We start from the raw sequence: 19,256 nt of genomic DNA, 5'->3' as shown, positions 1-19,256 counted from the left end.
TTAGCTACTCAATGTCCATTAATTTCCACTTCATATCCAAGCCTTTACTCAATAGCTCCAGCTTACTTTAACCCTTCCCAGCGCCAATCCGCTACCTCCGGAAGGTCTGTTCCTTCTGTCCGGACATAATGTGTATGCTTGCCCAGCATGGCGTCCATCTCCCGTACAATCTCCGCGTAGCGCTCTGAATTCGGCAGACTGCGCACCGCCGTCTTGACGATGCTGAACCGGTCCATTTCGTTGAGCACGCGCATATCGAACGGAGTGGTGATGTCGCCGTTTTCCCGGTAGCCGTGCACATGAAGATTACGATTGGCATGGTCGAAGAACAGATCTTTTAGCAGCCCTTCATAGCCGTGGAACGCATAGACAATCGGTTTGTCCATGGTGAAAATGGCGTTGAACGCTTCGTCTGTCAGTCCTCTCGGGTCCCGCTTGTGATGGCGCAGGCGCAGCAGATCGACCGCATTGACGCAGCGGATCTTGAGTTCTGGCAGCTGCTGATGCAGAATCTGGATCGCCGCCAGCGCCTCGACTGTCGGTTCCGTGCCGGAAGACGCAATGACGATGTCTGGCTCTTCGCCATTTTTTGCGGTGCTCGCCCAATCGACGATTTTGACGCCCTGCTCCACCAGCTCCGCCGCTTCCTCCATGCTGAACCACTGCGGACGCGGATGCTTGGACGAGATGACAAGGTTGATCCGCTGGCGATCATTCATGATCTTACCGAACACGGCCAGCAGCGTATTGGCGTCGGCCGGCAGGTACTCGCGGATAAACTCGGCTTTTTTGTCCGCCAGATGGGTCAGGATGCCGGGATCTTGGTGGGTGTAGCCGTTGTGGTCCTGCTGGAACACCGTCGACGAGCTGATCAGATTCAGAGATGGAATATCCGCTCTCCAAGCCTGATCAGACGCTTTTCTCATCCATTTGAAATGCTGGGTAATCATCGAATCAACAACTCTCAGGAAAGCTTCATAGCTGGCGAAGAAGCCATGGCGCCCACTCAGCACATAACCTTCCAGCATGCCTTCCGCCTGATGCTCGGACAGCTGCGAATCGATCACCCGTCCGTAATGTGCCATATATTCGTCGTTCACTTCGTCGATCTTCGCTACCCACTGCCGCTTCGTCACTTCGAACACTGGCGATAAACGGTTGGACATCGTCTCATCAGGACCGAAAATGCGGAAGTTACGATTCTCTTCATTCAGCTTCATCACGTCGCGAACGTATTCGCCGAGCACATGCATGTCTTGATCGTCCTGCGCACCCGGTTTGTCGATCTTCACGGCGTAATCGGCGAGTTCTGGCAATTTTAGATCTTTAACAATCTTACCGGCATTGGTCACCGGGTTCATCGCCATGCGCCGCTCTCCCTTAGGCAGAATGTCCGATATTTCCGGCTTCAAGCGGCCCTGCTCGTCAAAAAGTTCCTGCGGACGATAGCTGTTCATCCATTCTGTCAGCGCAGGTGTGTACTGCATATGATGCCGGTCGGCCGGAATCGGCACTTGGTGGGCGCGGAACGAGCCTTCAATCGTCTGGCCGTCCCACTTTTCCGGGCCTGTCCAGCCTTTTGGCGTACGGAAAATGAGTACCGGCCACATCGGACGAGACGGATCGTTGTTATCACGGGCATGACGCTGGATATCCTTGATCCGCTCAACTGCCGAATCCAGCGTCTCCGCCATTTTCGTATGCATCACTGCCGGATCATCGCCTTCGATGAATATAGGCTCCCAGCCGAGTCCACGGAAATAATGCTCCAACTCTTCATCGCTCTGCCGGCCGAACATTGTCGGATTGCTGATCTTGAACCCGTTCACGTGGACGATCGGCAGTACCGCTCCATCGCTGATCGGATTGATAAACCGGTTCGAGAACCAGGAAGCCGCAAGCGGCCCTGTCTCCGCTTCTCCATCCCCGATCACGACCGCCGCGATAAGATCCGGATTGTCGAGAATCGTGCCGATGCCGTGCGACAGCGAATAGCCGAGCTCGCCGCCCTCGTGGATCGATCCCGGCGTTTCCGGCGCAGCATGGGAAGCAACCCCGCCGGGAAACGAGAACTGCTTGAACAGCCGCTGCATACCCCGCTCGTCCTGAGTGACCTCAGGATAAATTTCGGTGTAGCTGCCGTCCAGATAGGCGTTCGACACCATGACCTGACCGCCATGACCGGGGCCTTCGATATAGAACATATTTAAGTCGTATTTTTGAATAACACGGTTCAAATGCGCGTAGATAAAGTTCTGTCCGGGAACGGTTCCCCAGTGACCGATCGGATGGATTTTGACGTCTTCATCCTCCAGCGGTCTTCTCAACAGCGGATTGTCTTTCAGATAAATCTGTCCGACCGACAGGTAATTTGCGGCACGCCAGTAAGCATCCAGCTTGTTCAAGTAAAGGGGCGACGAGTAATCGGTTTGTACAGTTTGCGGTTTCATGGTTCTCTCACTCCTCCTTGACGGATGGGGATTGAATCGCCGTCTCTGTCTCGCGATTGCCCTACAGGGGTTCTTACCCGAACGCTGGAACGGTTTACCGGAATTTTGCATATAAATGGAAAAAGAGAGACGGTTTATGGCCGTCTCTCTGGTTGTCGAGAAAATCCTATTCGTTATAGAAGCCCAAAGGCTGCGAGGGAAATTCGTTCCGGTCGCGTGTTGAAATCGGGAAAAGAGATCAAATGTTAGTGGGATTTTCCCGATTTCAAAGGCGAACACTATCGTTCCTCCACTGAATTCCCCTCTTCGCACATACGCTTCGCTTTGAATCAGACTTTCTCGACTCATTGAAGAGAGGGCTGATAACCGTCTCTCTTTTTCTTTTCTATTTCTGCCGAATTTTTCCCTACCGAATTCCGCCGCTTCGCTTCCCGGCTCTCCCTACAGCACCGCTTGGCGATCTTCGGTCGGCATCATTGCCGCGATATCTTCGAGCAGCTCGTCGACTTCGGCATCCGTCGTGCCCCAGCTGGTGCAGAAGCGTACTGCGGTAGAGTTGGCGTCGATCTTGGCCCAAGTCGAGAACGTATGCTTCTCGCGCAGCCGTTCGATTAGAGTGTTCGGGAGAATCGGGAACTGCTGGTTGGTCGGCGAGTTGTGTAGGAAGCCCAGCCCCAGATTCTCCAGCCCGCGCCGCATTTTCATTGCGAGAGTAATCGCATTCTGCGAAATCTCGAAGTAGAGTCCATCTTCAAACAGCGTCTCAAATTGGATGCCGAGCAGACGGCCTTTGGCCAGCAGGCCACCGCGCTGCTTGATCAGATAGCGGAAGTCCCGCTTCAACGGCTCGTTCATAATGACGACCGCTTCGCCCATCAGCGCTCCCAGCTTGGTTCCTCCAATGTAGAACACGTCGGTCAGCCGTGCCAGATCAGCCAGCGTCACGTCGCTGCCTTCGGCCGCCAGCGCATAGCCCAGACGCGCGCCGTCGACGAACAGCGGCAGCGCGCACTCGCGGCAGACTTCGCTCAGCGCTTCCAGTTCAGCAAGGCTGTAGACTGTCCCGTTTTCCGTAGACTGCGAAATATAGACCATTCCCGGCTGCACCGTATGCTCGTTCGCAGCATCGTTCCAGTGCGATTCGTAAGCTTCTCGTACCTGCTCCGCCGTAATTTTCCCGTCTGTATTCGGCAGCGCCAGCACTTTGTGCCCGGTCGATTCGATCGCTCCGGTCTCATGTCCGGCAATATGTCCGGTATCCGCCGACAGCACGCCCTGATGCGGACGCAGCAGCGCCGCAATTACGGTCGTGTTGGTCTGCGTACCTCCGACAAGGAAATGGACATCTGCACGTTCTGCCCCGCATGCTTGGCGGATCAAGCCGCGTGCCCGCTCGCAATATTCGTCGGTGCCGTAGCCGCTTGTCTGTTCCAAGTTCGTTTCCAGCAGACGCTGCATAATACGCGGGTGCGCGCCTTGGGTATAATCGCATTCGAATCGGGTCATGGGTCATCTCTCCATTTTCTGTATAGTTCAATATCCGATGACTCCATCATACTCTCTTCGAAACGGAATTTGTATATTTATGCGAAAATTTTTAAGTCTCTTGTTCCCTATGGGCGGACGATCGTTTCTGAAACCTAAGCATCCAAAGCAGTGTTTCTATGGAAATAAGAAAAATGATAATCCACGCTCCACCGTATAGTATCCACTCACGAAGGACACTAAGCGTTGATGATGCATCCTGAGGAAAGATGCGCTGCGCCTGCTGGGTGAAGAAATAAAACATACCAAGCGTAAACAGCCTCGACCACTGCGCCGGAGCATATACGCCGATTCTCCTCACCCATCCGTACTTGCGAATGCGCAGGACGGCCCGGACAATCTCCATTCCTTCAACGAGCAGCAGCATCAGCAGTGTGAAGATCCAGATGCCAAGCAGCACCCCGTCCGGAAACACGAAAGATTTCAGCGCGGCGGCTCCCGTAATGGCAATCGATCCATGCAGCGTACAGTTCGTTTCCGGCCAATCATCCGTCAGCTTCCAATCTCTGCGGCGGTAACGAAGGATCAGCAGCGTCAATCCGGCGAGATAGAACAGAAGCCCCAGCAGTACCAGGACACGGTACATCATGTACTCTGTCGTTCCGAACAACTCGTGCAGCATCAGGCATACTGACTGAATGGCAACAACTGTTAGCAGAATAATACCGTTCAGCTTGAAATGCAGCCGCCGAGCGGCAATTTCTCCAGCTGCCAGCGACGCTGCGAACAAGTAGAAAATCAGTAGGCCCGCGTTTAAGATCCCAAGCGGCACAAGCACAGCATGAAGCTCAGGAAAATTCACATGCGCTGCCGTCAGCGCGGACGACGTGCCGGCTACCCACGTTCCGATTGCGAAGCGCCCCAACGGATCGTCCCAATGACGCTCCTTGAAGCTTCCGTCTCGGACCGAACCCACATAAGCGGCCAGCAGGAACAGCCAGAGCAGCAGCGTCAGAGCGGCAAGCGTTTTTGTGCCCGCCGAGCCTTTTCCTGCAGCATGTACCAGGACTCCCTGTGTGAAAATCGCGAACGCCATAACGCTTGCGCCAGACACCGTGGTAACTTTGGGCAGAGTGACAGTCAGCGCAAGCGCGGCGGTAAGCAGGAGAATGAAAATTGAAACGGCAGTGATCATGGAAAGGCTCCTTTCTGCAGTTGAAATCCGCTGCGCTGCATATGTCTGTATGCATATATCCATATATGTACAATAACAGACCTGAAGCGAGCATTTGAAACAGTGAACGGCGTACCAAAAAGCGGCAGCCTTTGTTAAAGGCTGCCGCTTCCCAGCGCGTACGCTGCATTTACTGCCCGTTCACAGAGTGTCCAATCCCTGCCAGGAACACTTTCCATACGATCGCCAGCGTTTGCTCGTAAGCTTGGCGCGTCTCATATACCAACTGCACATCAAGTCCATCGAGCATTGTCATAAACGTGACCATGCATTCCTCCGGAGGAAAAGTACCGACTTTCGCCCCAGTAAATAGTGCCGTCAGCTCCTCTTTCAACACGGTCAAGTAGCGCCGATACTCAGCGATTACGAAATCGTGTACTTCGACCGGCGTCGTAAACGACAGAACGAACATGAGGTGCACATTCGGACTCGTCAAAAACCGATTTTTATGCTCCACTAGAAATCCGTATAAATGACCTTCCCAGGAAGCGGCCTTATCTTCGCCAAAGTAACCGCGCACAAATTCGATCTCTTCTTCGACAATTTCCCGATAAAGTTCCTTCAGCAGATCCTTCTTGCTGCTGAAATGGTAAGCCAGCGACTGCTTGCGAATGCCCGCTTCCTCGGCGATCTGCACCATCTTCGTGCCTTCATAACCGTGGCGGTTAAACAGCTTCACCGCCGCTTCCTTGATTGATTCTCTGCTCACGAACAATCCTCCGGATGCTGAGCTAAACTTTTTGCGAGAGCTCAACCTTCTTTTTACCGGTACGAATCGCATATCCCGCATACAGCAGCAGGTATACGATCATCACCGCGATAGCGATATTATACACCACTTCATAAGAAAACGCCGAGGCGACCATACCCAGAATCATGGCACCACCACCAATACCAAGGTCGAAGAAGTTGAAGAATGAAGCCATTGCGTTCTCGTGCTCATGCTCTTCGACCAGATTGACACACCAGGTCTGAATGGCCGGGAATACGGCTCCGAATCCGAGTCCGTACAGGACGGCCGATAGCAGAAACGTCGTTTCGCTGCCGGACAGGGTTAACATCCAGATACCGGCGATCATTAGAACGGCGGAAGGTACAAGTACAGAACCCGGTCCCAGCTTATCGAACATTTTGCCGGATACAAGTCGAACAACGAAGCTGGCTGCCGCAACGATGAAGAAGAACCAGGCGACCGCTGCAAAACCTTTCTCCACGGCATAGAGCGCAATAAACGACATGATCGAACCCGCCGCGATACCGACAAGCAGAATCAGGAACGACGGGAAAAGCACTTTACGCTCGATCAGCTTAATCGGAACATGGGCATCTGGAGCGGAATGGTGTCCTGCCTGCGGTTTACGCGAGATAAAGACTGTCATGACCAATGCCAGCAGCAGGACCGCGGCCCCGCCGAAGAATAGGTTGTGGAAATCATACCGGGTCAAGATCGCAATACCGATCAGCGGACCAACCGACACCGCTACCGTCTCGCCTACACCGAAGTAGCCCATTCCTTCACCTCGGCGCTCTTTCGGAATATTTTCAGCCGCCAGCGTTGCAAAATACGTTGTTGCCAGACCAAATCCGGCACCGTGGAGCAGACGCAGCAGCAGCAGCGTGCCGACTCCGGTCGACAGGTAGTAAGCACCCGTCATCAGCGCACAGATCGCCAGACCGATCATCAACAAGTATTTTTTGTCGATCTTCGAAGCCAGTCTGGCCGCAAATGGACGAATCAGAATCGCAGAAAACATGAAGATTCCGGTAACCAGCCCGACCTGTGCAGCTCCTCCGCCCAAGCGGGAAACGAACAGCGGCAGCGTTGGCAGCATCATTTCGAACACCATGAACAGCAGCGCATTCGCCACCATGATAAAAATAAAAGATCCGGTCCATAACCGGGCAGCCGGGACCTTCAAAACATTCGTATTCATCTTAACCTCCAACAAGTAATTGAATTTGACATGAATCGAATTTTATCTGACTATAGTCAGAATGTAAATATGTATTTTGATTAAAAATCTAACATTGACATTGATTGACGCTATAATTAATATTTAATTTTATTTTAGTATGACTTTAGTCAGTCTAAATCTCTTAATAGTCAGTCTTACAGGAATATTCGAAAAAAGAATATGCCAAACAGAAAAGCCCTCGAAGCCAATGGCTTCGAGGACTTCGCTATTGTTAAGGTTAAGAATCTGACGGAATCAAGACTTCCATCTCAATGTGTGTATAGGGCTTACCATCCTGCTCGCCAGGCATATCAAATCCGAGCTTCAACGTTCGAGCCTGAGTGTTTACCGGCTCGAACTGATAATATTGTTTGCTTCCGGCTTCGCTTTCAGGCTCGCCCATACCCGAAAGCGAACGGTATTCGCTACCTAGTTCGTCATGCATGATATTGCTCATTTCAATGTCGTCGGCGTGCACGAAAGTTCCTTTCGTATCTTCAGCTCTCGGTCGCAGATGGAACACCACCTGAGTCGTAACCGGCGTGACAATTACACGGTCGACGAAGATCCCTCGTTCAATGAGTTCCTTCGGCATTTGAGGTTGTTCAATCACGATTTTTGGAGTATTGGATTCGACCGGAACTTCAAACTCGAACGGTTGGTCCACTCCTGCCAATTCCAGTGACAGCGATAACTCAAATTTGTCCGGCAGCGCCTCTCCTAACGCATAATCCATAGTCATGAGCACCGTGCCATCTCCTGCAGCCCGATAGCTCGGATTCAAAGATTGCTGTCCATAAAAAGCCGAAACGTTCTCAAATATGCCGTGCTCAGGATGGTTGGGATCGCCGTCATTATACAGCGGTCCTTCGCCTTCGCGAAAAACTTCCAGTGCGATGCGCGTGCCGTCGAATACGACGTTTCTCACTCCAACAGTAAGATCTCCGATCGTCTCAGTCAGCTCAGAAGGCTGAACGAATCCTTCTTCTTCAGCAGTTTGCAGTCCATGATCGCCATACATCGAGAAAATACCTCCCAGAATGGGCACGGACTGCATCGCCTTAGCAAACGACGGCGAAGCAAAGCCGATTCCTGTCAGGCCGGCTCCCAGCAGCAGCACACTCGCCGCAGTAATAGCCGCGCTGCGGCGTAGTCTCGACATTCGGCCGCGGTTTCGATTGGTCGATTCGCTTTCTTTATTCGTTTTTTCGCTCGCTTCTCCACTTCGGATTATCCGAAACGTATCCTCAATCCGGGTCTCGACTGCTGCCGGCAGTTCGATCAGGTCTGTCTGCCGAAGCGACGTCATCGGATCGCGTGTAATTTTCAAATTTTCTTTTTCCGGATCACGCATACTCGTCTTGTGTTCATTGTTTGGCCGCTTCATAACGTTCCTCCCCGTCTGTCATCGGCTCCAACCACTTACGCAGCTGTATCCGGCTTCGCTTGAGTCTCATCTTGACTGTCCCTTCGCTGACCCCCAATATACGCGCCGCCTCAGCGATTTTCATATCTTCCATGTATACGAGAACGACTGTTAGACGCAGCGGCTCTTTAAGCCGATCGACAGCTTCCCTCAGCTCGACAACTCGATAATCTTCTTCGCCTCCAATCACTTCCGGTACGGTTCCAGGCAGCGATAACCGTCTCTTTTTGCGCAAAATGGTATTGCATTCGTTGATCAAAATCCGGTACAGCCACGTTTTGAAAAAATTCGATTCTCGCAGTGTTCCAATCGAACGATACGCTTTCAGTATGGTTTCCTGCAGGGCATCGGCACAGTCTGTGTCGCTTCCCAAAATTGTCCTCGCGGTTCGGTACATCGGGCCTTTCCATGACTCGATCAATTTCAAAAAAGCTTCGGTATTGCCTTCTTGGGCCTCTTTGGCCAGTTGTTCTATATCCATAGTGTCCAACGGCTTTCTCTCAGCTGACTGCCTACGTTTGCGGTATTCATCGTATCCTTCCTCTCGTGGAAAACCTGAGCTGCTTCCGCGGTTTCTTTCTTTTTTTTGAGGTCTACATGGATTGGATGCAGCAGCTGCGGATAAAGTAACACAAGAAGAGTCACTGTATTTCTTGATATTACAAACGACGGCTTGAACTTAAACATTTTACGATCAGTCGCTGCGTCCGCTTATATCACCTGAAAGGTTAGAGGAATAAGGGATATTGAAAAAGCCTGCAAGACAAAAAAAGCGGCCGGAAGTCTCCGGCCGCCTTTCTTGATGAAATGAATCCGCCGATCAAGGCAGAATTTCGAAAAGTTTCTTTTCACTTACTTGCTATACATCCGTTTCAATATTGGCACAGAATGTTGACGTCAGCTCCGCACAGCCGCAATCTTCTCCAGCTCCAGCGCTTCCGCTGTGTCATCGAAGAGCTGCTCAAACAGCTCCGGATTGTTCGACAGCAGCTGCCCGTAAGAAGGAATCATTTCCTTGATCTTCGGCTCCCATTCCGGCATGTGCTGCGGGAAGCAGCGCTGCATGACTTCGAGCATAACGTGCACAGCGGTGGAAGCGCCCGGCGAAGCTCCCAGCAGCGCGGCGATGGAGCCGTCGGCGGCGCTGACGACTTCCGTGCCAAACTGCAGCGTTCCCTTGCCCTGCGGCGTGTCCTTGATAACCTGTACACGCTGGCCGGCCGTTACAACTTCCCAGTCCTCGTCTTTTACTTCGGGAATGAACTCCCGCAGTTCGCTGATCCGCTGGGCGTTGGAGAGCATGACCTGCTGCACGAGATACTTGGTCAGACCCATCTCCTTCGCTCCGGCTGCCAGCATCGTGAACAGGTTGCTTGGCTTGACGGAACCGATCAAATCCATGTTCGATCCGGTCTTCAGGAATTTCGGCGTAAAGCCTGCAAACGGACCGAACAGCAGCGCCTTCTTGCCGTCGATATAGCGGGTGTCCAGATGGGGAACAGACATCGGCGGCGCGCCCAGCTTGGCTTTGCCATAGACTTTCGCATGATGTTTCTCGGCAATCTCCGGATTTTTGCAGACCATGAACAATCCGCTGACCGGGAATCCGCCGATGTGCTTGGATTCCGGAATACCCGTCTTCTGCAGCAGAGGCAGACTGCCTCCGCCCGCTCCGATAAAGACGAAACGCGCATGATGATACTCGATTTTGTTATTGTCGAGATTCTGAACTTTGACCTGCCAACCGCCGTCACTTGCACGCTTGATATCCTTGATGCTGTGGCGGTACTGGACTTCAACGTCCTTGGTCTTGAGGTGATCGAACAGCAGCCGGGTCAGCGCGCCAAAGTTAACGTCTGTGCCGGAATCGATCTTGGTCGCGGCTACCGGCTCATTGGTGTCGCGGCCTTCCATCATCAGCGGAATCCACTCCCGCAGTTTGCTCTTGTCTTCGGAGTATTCCATGCCCTGGAACAGCGGGTTCTGTGACAGCGCTTTAAATCGATTGCTTAAAAATTCCACATTTTTCTCGCCCGTCACCCAGCTCATATGCGGAATCGGCCGAATAAATTCGCGCGGATTCGAGATCAGGCCGCGTCGGACCAGATTCGCCCAGAACTGCCGGGACAGCTGGAACTGCTCGTTAATATTGACGGCTTTCGTAATATCGACCGAGCCGTCCGCTTTTTCCGTCGTGTAATTCAGTTCGCACAGTGCCGCATGGCCCGTGCCTGCATTGTTCCATTCGTTGGAGCTTTCTTCGCCTGCGCTTGCCAATTTCTCAAACGCTTTGATTTCCCACTCCGGCGCCAGCTCTTTCAACAAGGTTCCCAGTGTCGCACTCATGACCCCGGCCCCGATTAAGATTACGTCTGTTTTTTTCTGTACGCTGCTCATATAAAACCTTCCTTATCTCGTATATTGGCAAAAGAGAACAGGCGGGTACGCGGTCTGCGTCAAACGGCAGGCTCGCCTGCATGGGTGCTACAAGAAGTAAGGCTCCACTCCGGAACAATCTGTGTCTGTATATTGTCTATCTTTACTATAAACTAAAATCCATTCAATTCCTATTTCCTTAGAGGTATAGATGCCGGAAAAAAAGATACATTTTCTTTTTCCATTGTACACCATTTACAAAAGCCGCCCAAACTTCGAATTTACTGTGATTTGCCGCGCCTGAAACCCTTTGCCTTTTTTCCCGTAACAGAAATCATTTAATTTCAAAGGAGGTAAATCAATTTTGATGAAATATAAACGTTCCTTGATCCGCTTTTTGCTGGCTGCGATCATGTTCGTTACGGGAATCATGATGTTGGACAATCTGCTGGCGGGGATTTTCGTTCTCTTCGTAGGCCTATATGCGCTGGTTAGCGGTATTCTGTGGCTCCGAGTAGATCGGCGTCCGCAGGGCAGCGAGCCGGTCAACCTCAAGCGAAGCCGCGGCAAAAGGAAATGATCGAACCTGCCTTACGGCCGAGTTGAGCTGTATGAAAAAGACAACCGGGCGCGATAAAGCGGAAGTACGCCGTACCGCACCCGGTTTTTTGTGTTGCGCTTTACGATTAAGCGCACTGCATTCTAGTTCAGTTGATGACTTGGAAGCGATCTCCCGTATCTTCCATCTGGTACAGATACCCCCGTGAATCCGGTATCTTGAACGGTCGATGCAGGATCAGCATTCAATATCCGTCGAATGTACGGAACAGCATGCCATGAACGCTATCTTCCTTAACGAGCGGGTCAAGCTGCTCCCATGGCCGTTCAAGTCGGCTGCTGGTCGAACGGGCAATCGTCTGCACGTAGCTGTCTTCTTTGTAGCTCGACCAGAGCATCACCAGGCTGCCGTCCGATGTTCGATGCAGCTGACAGTCATCCGTGACGTAAATAACAGGATCACCGGCGGGCGTGAAGTGATCCCTCGATTCTTCGGTCTTGCTGTTAGTTCCAACCAGTCACGGAGCGGCCGAATCCTAAAGCAGCACGATTGGTTCCAAGGTTGCCGACGACAGATCTTTCGTCAACTGCACCGCTTCGATCGTGCCGTTCAGCGTCTGAATCCACTCGTGGCAGTAGACTCCCTCACCGAGGTACAGCGTGCCATCCAAATTCCGCCTTCGTTATGCAGCTTACGAATAGATAGTGGCAGCCGCCGTACTTGTGCACTTCCAGTGCCACGCTGCGGATGCGCCTAGACGCCGTCGAGAACTTCGAACACAACATATGGGCATTCCCATTCTTCCAGATCCGTACTTTTGTAGACTAGCACCATGACGGTCTATCCCATTCAACCGCGGCGAGGCCGCGGCCTTTTCGCGGATGCTGTACGTCTGAAGCAGCATTATAGGTAGGGTGGAAGGAGATAGAATCATCTCCTTTTCACTTAATTTATTTTTACAGTTATAAATCACGATATTTTATACTTATATTTTTGGATCAGAAGTATGAATCTCTTCTTTGGAATTAAAAATTTTAAAGATTGTTGTAGCGCTATACGCCAGAATGGTTATGTCTACAATTTTATTCATACAAAAGTGAAAGAACTGAATAACCAAAAGGTGTGGTGTATTCTTTACTAATGTATCTAACTTCTCAATCAAAGTTGTTTCGGGCATAGGTACAGCAAAATGCAAGCAAAATGCGTAATAAAATGTTTCTACTATGTAGCGAAGATTAACAAAATAATTCGTTATTAGATTATTTTGATTTCTAGACTCTAAGGTGGCTATATTTGAAAATGAAAAATATAAAAGTGAATATGAAATATCTACGAAAACAATGATCACTGCTAACTTTAAAACAAACTCGTAGAGTCTATTTTTTGTCATGCTTCTTATATTTAAAATGGACACATTTTTCATTACAAATCTGATTAAGAAATCAATGATGAAACCAGCTACAATTAAAGAAAAAACAGTCATTCCCCAAAAATTGATTACGCTTTCCATAGGTTGTGCTAACAAAGCTTTAGACAAGTTATTTTCCGGATATATTTCTAAATATTTAATCAGAAAAATCCCGTATAGAAAAAGATAAATAAAAAAACCAATCGACCAGATGAAAAATTTAAACAGTATAGCCATCAACTCAGGCATGCCTTTTTCCACAAAAAAGTTTTCAAAGCTAATTCCTAATTTGTTGAATACTTTAAAAGAAAGTATAGAGATTAAAATTAAAGAAATCACAAAATATGAAAATTCGATATAGAAGCAAGAAACCAAAGTTAATAAAGCAACTATGCCGACAATAAATTTATCTTTCTTTAACCATTTATTATTAAGGATATTAAAAAGCAAAATAACACCCAGAAAAGCTAGTGCTATAGTTTTCTCTGTTTTCCCTGACGAAAATAAAAAGACTGATGTACATAAGAGGAAAGGAATCCAGACTATGAAATTTTTATTTAAAATAGAATTTGTTTTATTCAAAACCAGTTTAATGGATGAAGCTAATTTAGCAAGCAATTTCACAACTCCTCTGTTTAGTTGGTACTTAAACATTTGCTATTTCCTCTTTATTTCCTTCCTAACTTTAAAAATTATAAATAGCTCCTAAAGGGTTCTACACATCTAAAACATCCGCAGGCATATTTCAAATCAAAATCCCCTATAAAAAGAGGCTTTCGGTTTAACCGAAGCCTCTTCGAACGTTCCTTGCCTACCTACTATCCGCGGATCAAGCACCTCTCAAGCAAATCTATGAACCGCCGCCGCACAGCCCTCGGCTACGCAAGCTCATTGATCAACCGCCCGGTCAGCTCCGTAAACCCGCCGCCTTCCGCCGGATTGCGCAGTGCTTCCAGCACAACCTGTGCGTTATAGCCATCGCGGAAATCGTATGCCGTGCCCGGTTCGCCGTTCAGCAGATTCAGCACCTGCTTGAAGATCGGCAGTTCGCCATTTTCTTCCGAGACTTCGATCGGCTGCGGCTCTTCCCCGGCTGAACCGGCGAACAGATTGCCCCAGTTCTCCAGCGCTAGGGTACCTGCGGAACCCTGCACCACAAGTGAGACCCGCTCGTCACCAATACGGCGGTCGGTGCCGAATACCTGGATCTCCAGCCCGTTTTCCAGCCGCAGAATTCCCCGGACCGTCTTCTCGCACAGGCTTTCGTCTTCCGGGAATTCGATCTCGCTCTTCACCGCGACAATCGGACCGAACGTCTGCTGGATCATCTGGATCCAATGGATTCCTACTTCCAGCAGGTAGCCGCCTTCGCGGCGCGTCGAGATCCAGTCGTTCTGCTGCCAAGCCCGCGGCCACTGAGGAAACTCCAAATACAGATCGATCTGACGGATCTGTCCGGCGTCTCCCCTTGCGATCCGGCGCCGGAATTCCAACACCGGAGCTTCCAGCGGGAAAGAAAAGTGGACGATGTTCAGCAGGCTGTTTGTCCGCTGCGCCAGTTCCATCATCTCTCTGGCTTCTTCCAGGCTGTTTGCCAGCGGCTTCTCGCAGAAGACATGAATTCCCCGCTCGAAGGCAAGACGCGCAGCGTCGAAGTGCATGGACGGCGGGACAGCGATATAGACGAGATCCGCGTCGGTCTCCGCCAGCAGCGTACGGTAATCGGTGTACAGCTTGGCCGAGCCTCCTGCCGCTTCACTCTCGCTTCGCAAATTCTCCTCGCTGCTGTCACACAGCGCAACCAGCTCTACCCGGTCCGCATACTGCGGCACCAAGCGGTGAATCATCCGCCGTCCCATATTGCCCAAGCCGATCACGGCCAGTTTGGTTTTGCTCATAAAGTCAAAGTCCTCCCGTAACAATAAATGATGGATGACGAACGATCCCCGACTGCAAATAATCGCATAACGACCAACCATCCACCCCGAAAAAGATAGCGTTCAATCCATTTTCACACCGCTGTAACAGACAGATGCGTTTGCATACACGCTTTAGTCCTCGACCAAAAACCCAGCTTCTTTCAATGCGGCACAAGCTTTTTCGATTCGGCTCTCATCGGGTGCGGAGATCGTATGTAAATGAATACCGTCCGTCAATTCCGACAAATAGGAAGCGCCCGTCGAATTGATTCTCTCGATAAACTCAAACACTTCGCTCCGCGTGCTCACGCGAATCAAGGCTGTCAATTCTCCATAGACCGGATGCTCGATAATGACGTCGTCGACACTGACTCCATAATCCACGAGCAGAAGCAGTTCCTCCTCCGTTCGGGAAGGATCGTGCCTGCAGGCTACGATTCTTCGGGCTTTCGGTTCATCGGTAGGTGTCAGGAAAATGTATCCTTGGCTTGTAGCCAGTATGGCGTGATTTCTGGCTTTGAGCAGCGTCATGTCTTGAACGATGACTTGTCTGGACACGGAAGCTCTTTTGGCAAGCTCACTGCCGGTAATCGGAGAAGACTGCTTGAGCCATTCCAGCAGCTTTTCGCGCCGCTGTTCACCTGTCAATTTGATATCTTCCATAGGGATTTATAAGAAACTCCCTTCTTTTTTGGTTTGCTCCAATTCATGCAGAGCCTGAACGAGAAGGTCCACATGCTGCATGGTCGTCTCGGGACCGAAAGAAATCCGGAAAAACGAATGGCCTTCCCTTTCCGACAATCCCAGCGCGACCAGCGTCTCGGGAACCGCATGCTGCCCGGAGGAACATGCGCTTCCTGTGGAGATACAAATGCTCTTTCGATTGCATTCCAGCATAACATATTGGCCTTCGTATCCCAAGCCGGCGCAGCCTGCGATATGGGGCAGAACATTAACTTTATTGGATTCGTTAGATTCGTTAGATTCGCTGCCCGGCAGCCGGTCGGTAACCAAATAAGCAGACAGACCGCAGGCGCGGAACCGTTCTTTCAAACGCTGCCTGAGCAGGCGGTAATGATTCGCTGTCTGTTCCAGCCGCCCACAGGTATGGACAGCGGCAGCGGCAAAAGCGGCAATAGACGGCACGTTGACCGTTCCCGGTCGGAAGCCGCGTTCATGCAAAGCTCCGGGATGCGCCGAAACGAACGGAATGCCGGGGCGGATGTAGACTGCGCCGACTCCTTTGGGTCCCTGCACTTTATGCGCCGAGATCGATATTGCATCCGCACCAAGATCACGAGCGGAAAATCTGATTTTCCCAAAAGTCTGAACAGCATCCGTATGCAGCAAAATGCCGCGCTCGTGCAGAAATGTGCCAATCATCGATATATCCTGCACCAATCCCGTCTCCGAATTGGCATGCTGTATCGATACCAAGCCGGTGTCCGGCCGCAGCAGCGGCTCGATCTGCTGGGGCGTGATTCGTCCTGATGCATCCGGACAAATATAATCCACTTCATAGCCAAGGGAGACCAGTTCCGAAACTGCAAGTTTGACCGAGTGATGCTCCAGCACGGAGGTCAGAATATGTCTGCGTTCCATAGGCAGTCCTCTCGCCAGCGACTGAATCGCCAGTATGTTCGACTCCGTACCGCCGCTCGTGAAGAACAGCCCGTCTTTTTGCCCATCGATCAATCCGGCGATGAATTCCCGGCTTTGTTCCACAATATGTGATGCTCGCCCGCCCCCGTCATGCAAACTGCTTGCATTCGCATAGACGTCGCGGCTCATTGTCATCAACGTCTGTAAAGCTTCTTCGCACATAGGCGAAGAAGCTGCATAATCCAAATAAATCATTCCAAACCCCTCTTCCGTCATAAATCCAGCGATTTATGCAAATGGACTTGAGTTTAGTTTATGTTTATGTAAATATAGGTGTCAAGACACCTGTAACTTTACATGTAAACAAAATAAAGAAGAGAGTGGATCACCTTGTCCCAACCATCCGTATTGATTATCGGAGCCGGAGCGGCAGCCCTCTCGCTGATCGCCTCTCTCCCTGATGGCTGCCAAGTGCAGCTCCTCACCAAAGCTTCTGTTCGAAGCGGAAATTCCATGCTTGCCCAGGGAGGCATTGCCGCCGTCCGTCTGCCGGAAGATTCCGTGGATTACCATGTCCGGGATACGCTGATGGCAGGAGACGGTCATAATGATCCCGTTCTCGTCAATGAGATACTTGCGGAAGGCAGTGCGCTGATCAATCAATTGGCCAGCGAAGGATTCCCCTTTGATCGGGATGCGCAGCAGCGTATTTCGCTCGGCCTTGAAGGCGCACATTCGTTCAATCGAATTTTCCATGCAGGCGGAGATGCTACAGGCCGCATATTGATGGAGTACCTGCTTGATCGAACTTCAGGCCGCGCCTCGATCATAGAGCATGCGACCGTACTGCAGCTGATTGTGGAAGAGGGCCGATGCACTGGAGTACTGGCTTTGCAAGAAGGGCAGTTGACCGAGTTCCGCGCAGACGCGGTCGTTATCGCAAGCGGCGGCTGCGGGAGCCTCTACGCTCACCATACCGGGGACTCCAGTATAACGGGAGACGGTCTGATGCTGGCTTACGAGGCGGGAGCCGAATTATGCGATCTTGAATTTATGCAGTTTCATCCGACCATGTTGGTGAAAAATGGCACAACCTATGGGTTAATCTCTGAAGCGGTGCGGGGAGAAGGCGGAGTGCTGCGGAATGAACAAGGTCTGCGGATTATGGAAGGAAAACATCCGCTGGGCGACTTGGCTCCGCGCGATGTCGTCGCCCGAGCCATTCACGAACAAATGCAGAACGGCCACGACGTTCATCTGGATATTCGCGGCTGCAAGCATTTTAGCGAACGTTTCCCGACGATAACCGGCATTTTAGAAAAAGCGGGCATTCACTGGACCGATGGGAAAATCCCTGTCGTGCCGGGCATGCATTTTATGATGGGCGGCATCAAAGTCGACGGATCGGGGAGCAGCAGGCTTCCCGGCTTGTATGCGATCGGAGAAGCAGCCTGCACAGGTCTTCATGGCGCGAACCGTCTGGCCAGCAATTCGCTGCTTGAAGCGCTGGTGTTGGGACGAAGAGCGGCGCAGCACAGCTTCCAGTATGTCATGCGGCAGCATTCGAGAACGCAAATGGAAACGGCAGATCCGAAACTTTTGGACACTCCCCCTTCTGCAAATCGAGCATTTTTCGAAGTTCCGCAGGTTACGCTCGCCGAGCTTCAGCAGCAGATGAGCCTGCATGCTTCGATCGTTCGCCATGCCCAAGGGCTGCGCCAGCTGGCACAGTGGCTGCGGAATTTGAAGACCGACCCTGTTCCGCTGTCGCAGCTTACCCGTGAACAAGCGGAACTATCCCATCTGTGGAAGCTTGCGCAGTTGGTCGTCACTTCCGCACAGCTGCGGACGGAAAGCCGGGGGGCGCATTATCGCGCAGATTATCCGGTACCGCTCGACTCTCAATGGTCGGGCCGAACGATCACCCATACGAATACAGCCGCTCCTATCGTGGCCGCAGAAAGGACAATGAACGAATGCAGCGTATCGCTTTAAGAAAAATGCTGGAACACTTTTATATGGAGGATATCGGAAGCGGCGATCTGAGCGCGCAGCTTATCTCGGATTCGGGCCCGCAGCAGGCCATCATCTATGCCAAACAGGATGGCATCCTAGCTGGTGTCGACGTCATTTCCGAAGCCTTTGCCCTGCTGGACGCGGACATTAGAGTCTCCCTGCTCAAAAAAGATGGAGAATCACTCGCTCCGGGCGAAACCATCGCTGCCCTTACGGGCAAGCCGTTGAACCTGCTGACGGGAGAACGGGTCGTGCTTAATCTGCTGCAGCGAATGTCGGGCATTGCTACGGCGACCCGGCGGGCAATCGAAGTGTTGAACGATCCTTCGATTCGCATCTGCGACACCCGCAAAACGACACCGGGTCTGCGTATGCTGGAAAAATACGCAGTAACGGCAGGCGGAGGGTACAATCATCGTTTCGGCCTGTATGACGGAATCATGATCAAAGACAATCATATCGCGGCGGAAGGCTCCATTGCGGCAGCCGTCGCCAAAGCCCGGGCGCGGAATGGGCATATGGTCAAGATTGAAGTCGAGATCGAAGACGAAGATCAGCTGCAGGAAGCGATTGCCGCAGGCGCAGACATTATTATGTTCGACAACTGCGATCCCGACACGGTCAGACGATTTGCGGAAATGACGCCGCCTTCGATCATCACGGAAGCTTCCGGCGGAATCGATATGCATACCCTGCCGGCATACAGAGGCACGGGCGTCCATTATATCTCGCTCGGCTTTCTGACCCATTCGGCCGGCAGCCTGGACATCAGCATGGATATTGTCCCCGACTCCAAACGCGGACAAAAATCGGAAAGGTAGGAGGC

At 51.4% G+C, this 19,256-nt stretch carries 17 protein-coding genes; 3 read left to right on the top strand and 14 right to left on the bottom strand.

Annotated features, from left to right (window positions below; translation table 11 throughout):
• Window positions 1–62: 62 nt before the first annotated feature.
• The 8 genes from F456_RS0110885 to F456_RS0110845 all read right to left on the bottom strand — a co-directional run bounded on the left by F456_RS0110885 (window position 63) and on the right by F456_RS0110845 (window position 10,947).
• Complete coding sequence (locus F456_RS0110885) at window positions 63–2,450, bottom strand: phosphoketolase family protein (protein ID WP_018977059.1); 2,388 nt, start codon at window positions 2,448–2,450, stop codon at window positions 63–65.
• Between the two features lie 441 nt (window positions 2,451–2,891).
• Window positions 2,892–3,956: a threonine aldolase family protein gene (locus F456_RS0110880; RefSeq protein WP_018977058.1), complete on the bottom strand. Its 1,065-nt coding sequence runs from the start codon at window positions 3,954–3,956 to the stop codon at window positions 2,892–2,894.
• 91 nt (window positions 3,957–4,047) lie between these two features.
• Window positions 4,048–5,130 carry a hypothetical protein gene (locus tag F456_RS0110875; protein WP_018977057.1) on the bottom strand — a complete coding sequence of 361 codons (1,083 nt, stop codon included), beginning with the start codon at window positions 5,128–5,130 and terminating at the stop codon, window positions 4,048–4,050.
• Between the two features lie 169 nt (window positions 5,131–5,299).
• A complete protein-coding gene (locus tag F456_RS0110870) occupies window positions 5,300–5,878 on the bottom strand; it encodes a TetR/AcrR family transcriptional regulator (protein ID WP_018977056.1) in 579 nt (192 codons plus the stop codon).
• A gap of 22 nt (window positions 5,879–5,900) precedes the next feature.
• On the bottom strand, window positions 5,901–7,103 hold the full coding sequence (locus F456_RS0110865) for an MFS transporter (protein ID WP_018977055.1): 1,203 nt from the start codon (window positions 7,101–7,103) through the stop codon (window positions 5,901–5,903).
• Between the two features lie 259 nt (window positions 7,104–7,362).
• The gene (locus tag F456_RS0110860) at window positions 7,363–8,511 is read right to left on the bottom strand and encodes a DUF4179 domain-containing protein (protein WP_018977054.1); all 1,149 of its coding nucleotides are present in this window, start codon (window positions 8,509–8,511) and stop codon (window positions 7,363–7,365) included.
• On the bottom strand, window positions 8,492–9,031 hold the full coding sequence (locus F456_RS0110855; RefSeq protein WP_018977053.1) for an RNA polymerase sigma factor: 540 nt from the start codon (window positions 9,029–9,031) through the stop codon (window positions 8,492–8,494). Before F456_RS0110855 ends, F456_RS0110860 begins: the two co-directional genes overlap by 20 nt.
• Window positions 9,032–9,447: 416 nt before the next feature.
• Window positions 9,448–10,947, bottom strand: coding sequence for a malate:quinone oxidoreductase (locus F456_RS0110845; RefSeq protein WP_018977051.1), 1,500 nt, complete (start codon window positions 10,945–10,947; stop codon window positions 9,448–9,450).
• Window positions 10,948–11,290: 343 nt separating this feature from the next.
• On the opposite strand from F456_RS0110845, the gene F456_RS0110840 reads away from it, so the two are divergent.
• Window positions 11,291–11,506 carry a hypothetical protein gene (locus F456_RS0110840; RefSeq protein WP_157060065.1) on the top strand — a complete coding sequence of 72 codons (216 nt, stop codon included), beginning with the start codon at window positions 11,291–11,293 and terminating at the stop codon, window positions 11,504–11,506.
• 223 nt (window positions 11,507–11,729) lie between these two features.
• Here the strand turns inward: F456_RS0110840 and F456_RS24785 are convergent, their stop codons facing one another.
• The 6 genes from F456_RS24785 to F456_RS0110810 all read right to left on the bottom strand — a co-directional run bounded on the left by F456_RS24785 (window position 11,730) and on the right by F456_RS0110810 (window position 16,669).
• Window positions 11,730–11,885, bottom strand: coding sequence for a hypothetical protein (locus F456_RS24785; RefSeq protein WP_244878756.1), 156 nt, complete (start codon window positions 11,883–11,885; stop codon window positions 11,730–11,732).
• A gap of 135 nt (window positions 11,886–12,020) precedes the next feature.
• On the bottom strand, window positions 12,021–12,155 hold the full coding sequence (locus tag F456_RS25005) for a hypothetical protein (RefSeq protein ID WP_018977048.1): 135 nt from the start codon (window positions 12,153–12,155) through the stop codon (window positions 12,021–12,023).
• A 315-nt stretch (window positions 12,156–12,470) separates the two neighbouring features.
• The gene (locus F456_RS0110825) at window positions 12,471–13,547 is read right to left on the bottom strand and encodes a hypothetical protein (protein WP_018977047.1); all 1,077 of its coding nucleotides are present in this window, start codon (window positions 13,545–13,547) and stop codon (window positions 12,471–12,473) included.
• A gap of 224 nt (window positions 13,548–13,771) precedes the next feature.
• A complete protein-coding gene (locus F456_RS0110820; RefSeq protein WP_018977046.1) occupies window positions 13,772–14,791 on the bottom strand; it encodes a Gfo/Idh/MocA family protein in 1,020 nt (339 codons plus the stop codon).
• 153 nt (window positions 14,792–14,944) lie between these two features.
• A complete protein-coding gene (locus tag F456_RS0110815) occupies window positions 14,945–15,475 on the bottom strand; it encodes a transcription repressor NadR (RefSeq protein WP_018977045.1) in 531 nt (176 codons plus the stop codon).
• Between the two features lie 6 nt (window positions 15,476–15,481).
• On the bottom strand, window positions 15,482–16,669 hold the full coding sequence (locus F456_RS0110810; RefSeq protein WP_018977044.1) for an IscS subfamily cysteine desulfurase: 1,188 nt from the start codon (window positions 16,667–16,669) through the stop codon (window positions 15,482–15,484).
• A 135-nt stretch (window positions 16,670–16,804) separates the two neighbouring features.
• Here F456_RS0110810 and nadB point away from each other — a divergent pair, with 135 nt between their 5' ends.
• Window positions 16,805–18,409, top strand: coding sequence for an L-aspartate oxidase (gene nadB, locus F456_RS0110805; protein ID WP_018977043.1), 1,605 nt, complete (start codon window positions 16,805–16,807; stop codon window positions 18,407–18,409).
• The gene (gene nadC, locus F456_RS0110800; RefSeq protein WP_018977042.1) at window positions 18,391–19,251 is read left to right on the top strand and encodes a carboxylating nicotinate-nucleotide diphosphorylase; all 861 of its coding nucleotides are present in this window, start codon (window positions 18,391–18,393) and stop codon (window positions 19,249–19,251) included. Before nadB ends, nadC begins: the two co-directional genes overlap by 19 nt.
• The last annotated feature ends 5 nt before the right edge of the window (window positions 19,252–19,256 follow it).

The sequence above is a fragment of the Saccharibacillus kuerlensis DSM 22868 genome (assembly GCF_000378145.1).
GTDB lineage: Bacteria > Bacillota > Bacilli > Paenibacillales > Paenibacillaceae > Saccharibacillus > Saccharibacillus kuerlensis.
This window is presented reverse-complemented; position numbering and strand designations above follow the sequence as displayed.

Bases quoted from the DNA above. Each gene is read 5' to 3' on its own strand.
- F456_RS0110885 (WP_018977059.1), bottom strand. From the start codon at position 2,450: ATGAAACCGCAAACTGTACAAACCGATTACTCGTCGCCCCTTTACTTG.
- F456_RS0110880 (WP_018977058.1), bottom strand. From the start codon at position 3,956: ATGACCCGATTCGAATGCGATTATACCCAAGGCGCGCACCCGCGTATT.
- F456_RS0110875 (WP_018977057.1), bottom strand. From the start codon at position 5,130: ATGATCACTGCCGTTTCAATTTTCATTCTCCTGCTTACCGCCGCGCTT.
- F456_RS0110865 (WP_018977055.1), bottom strand. From the start codon at position 7,103: ATGAATACGAATGTTTTGAAGGTCCCGGCTGCCCGGTTATGGACCGGA.
- F456_RS0110860 (WP_018977054.1), bottom strand. From the start codon at position 8,511: ATGAAGCGGCCAAACAATGAACACAAGACGAGTATGCGTGATCCGGAA.
- F456_RS0110855 (WP_018977053.1), bottom strand. From the start codon at position 9,031: ATGGATATAGAACAACTGGCCAAAGAGGCCCAAGAAGGCAATACCGAA.
- F456_RS0110845 (WP_018977051.1), bottom strand. From the start codon at position 10,947: ATGAGCAGCGTACAGAAAAAAACAGACGTAATCTTAATCGGGGCCGGG.
- F456_RS0110825 (WP_018977047.1), bottom strand. From the start codon at position 13,547: ATGTTTAAGTACCAACTAAACAGAGGAGTTGTGAAATTGCTTGCTAAA.
- F456_RS0110820 (WP_018977046.1), bottom strand. From the start codon at position 14,791: ATGAGCAAAACCAAACTGGCCGTGATCGGCTTGGGCAATATGGGACGG.
- F456_RS0110815 (WP_018977045.1), bottom strand. From the start codon at position 15,475: ATGGAAGATATCAAATTGACAGGTGAACAGCGGCGCGAAAAGCTGCTG.
- F456_RS0110810 (WP_018977044.1), bottom strand. From the start codon at position 16,669: ATGATTTATTTGGATTATGCAGCTTCTTCGCCTATGTGCGAAGAAGCT.
- nadC (WP_018977042.1), top strand. From the start codon at position 18,391: ATGCAGCGTATCGCTTTAAGAAAAATGCTGGAACACTTTTATATGGAG.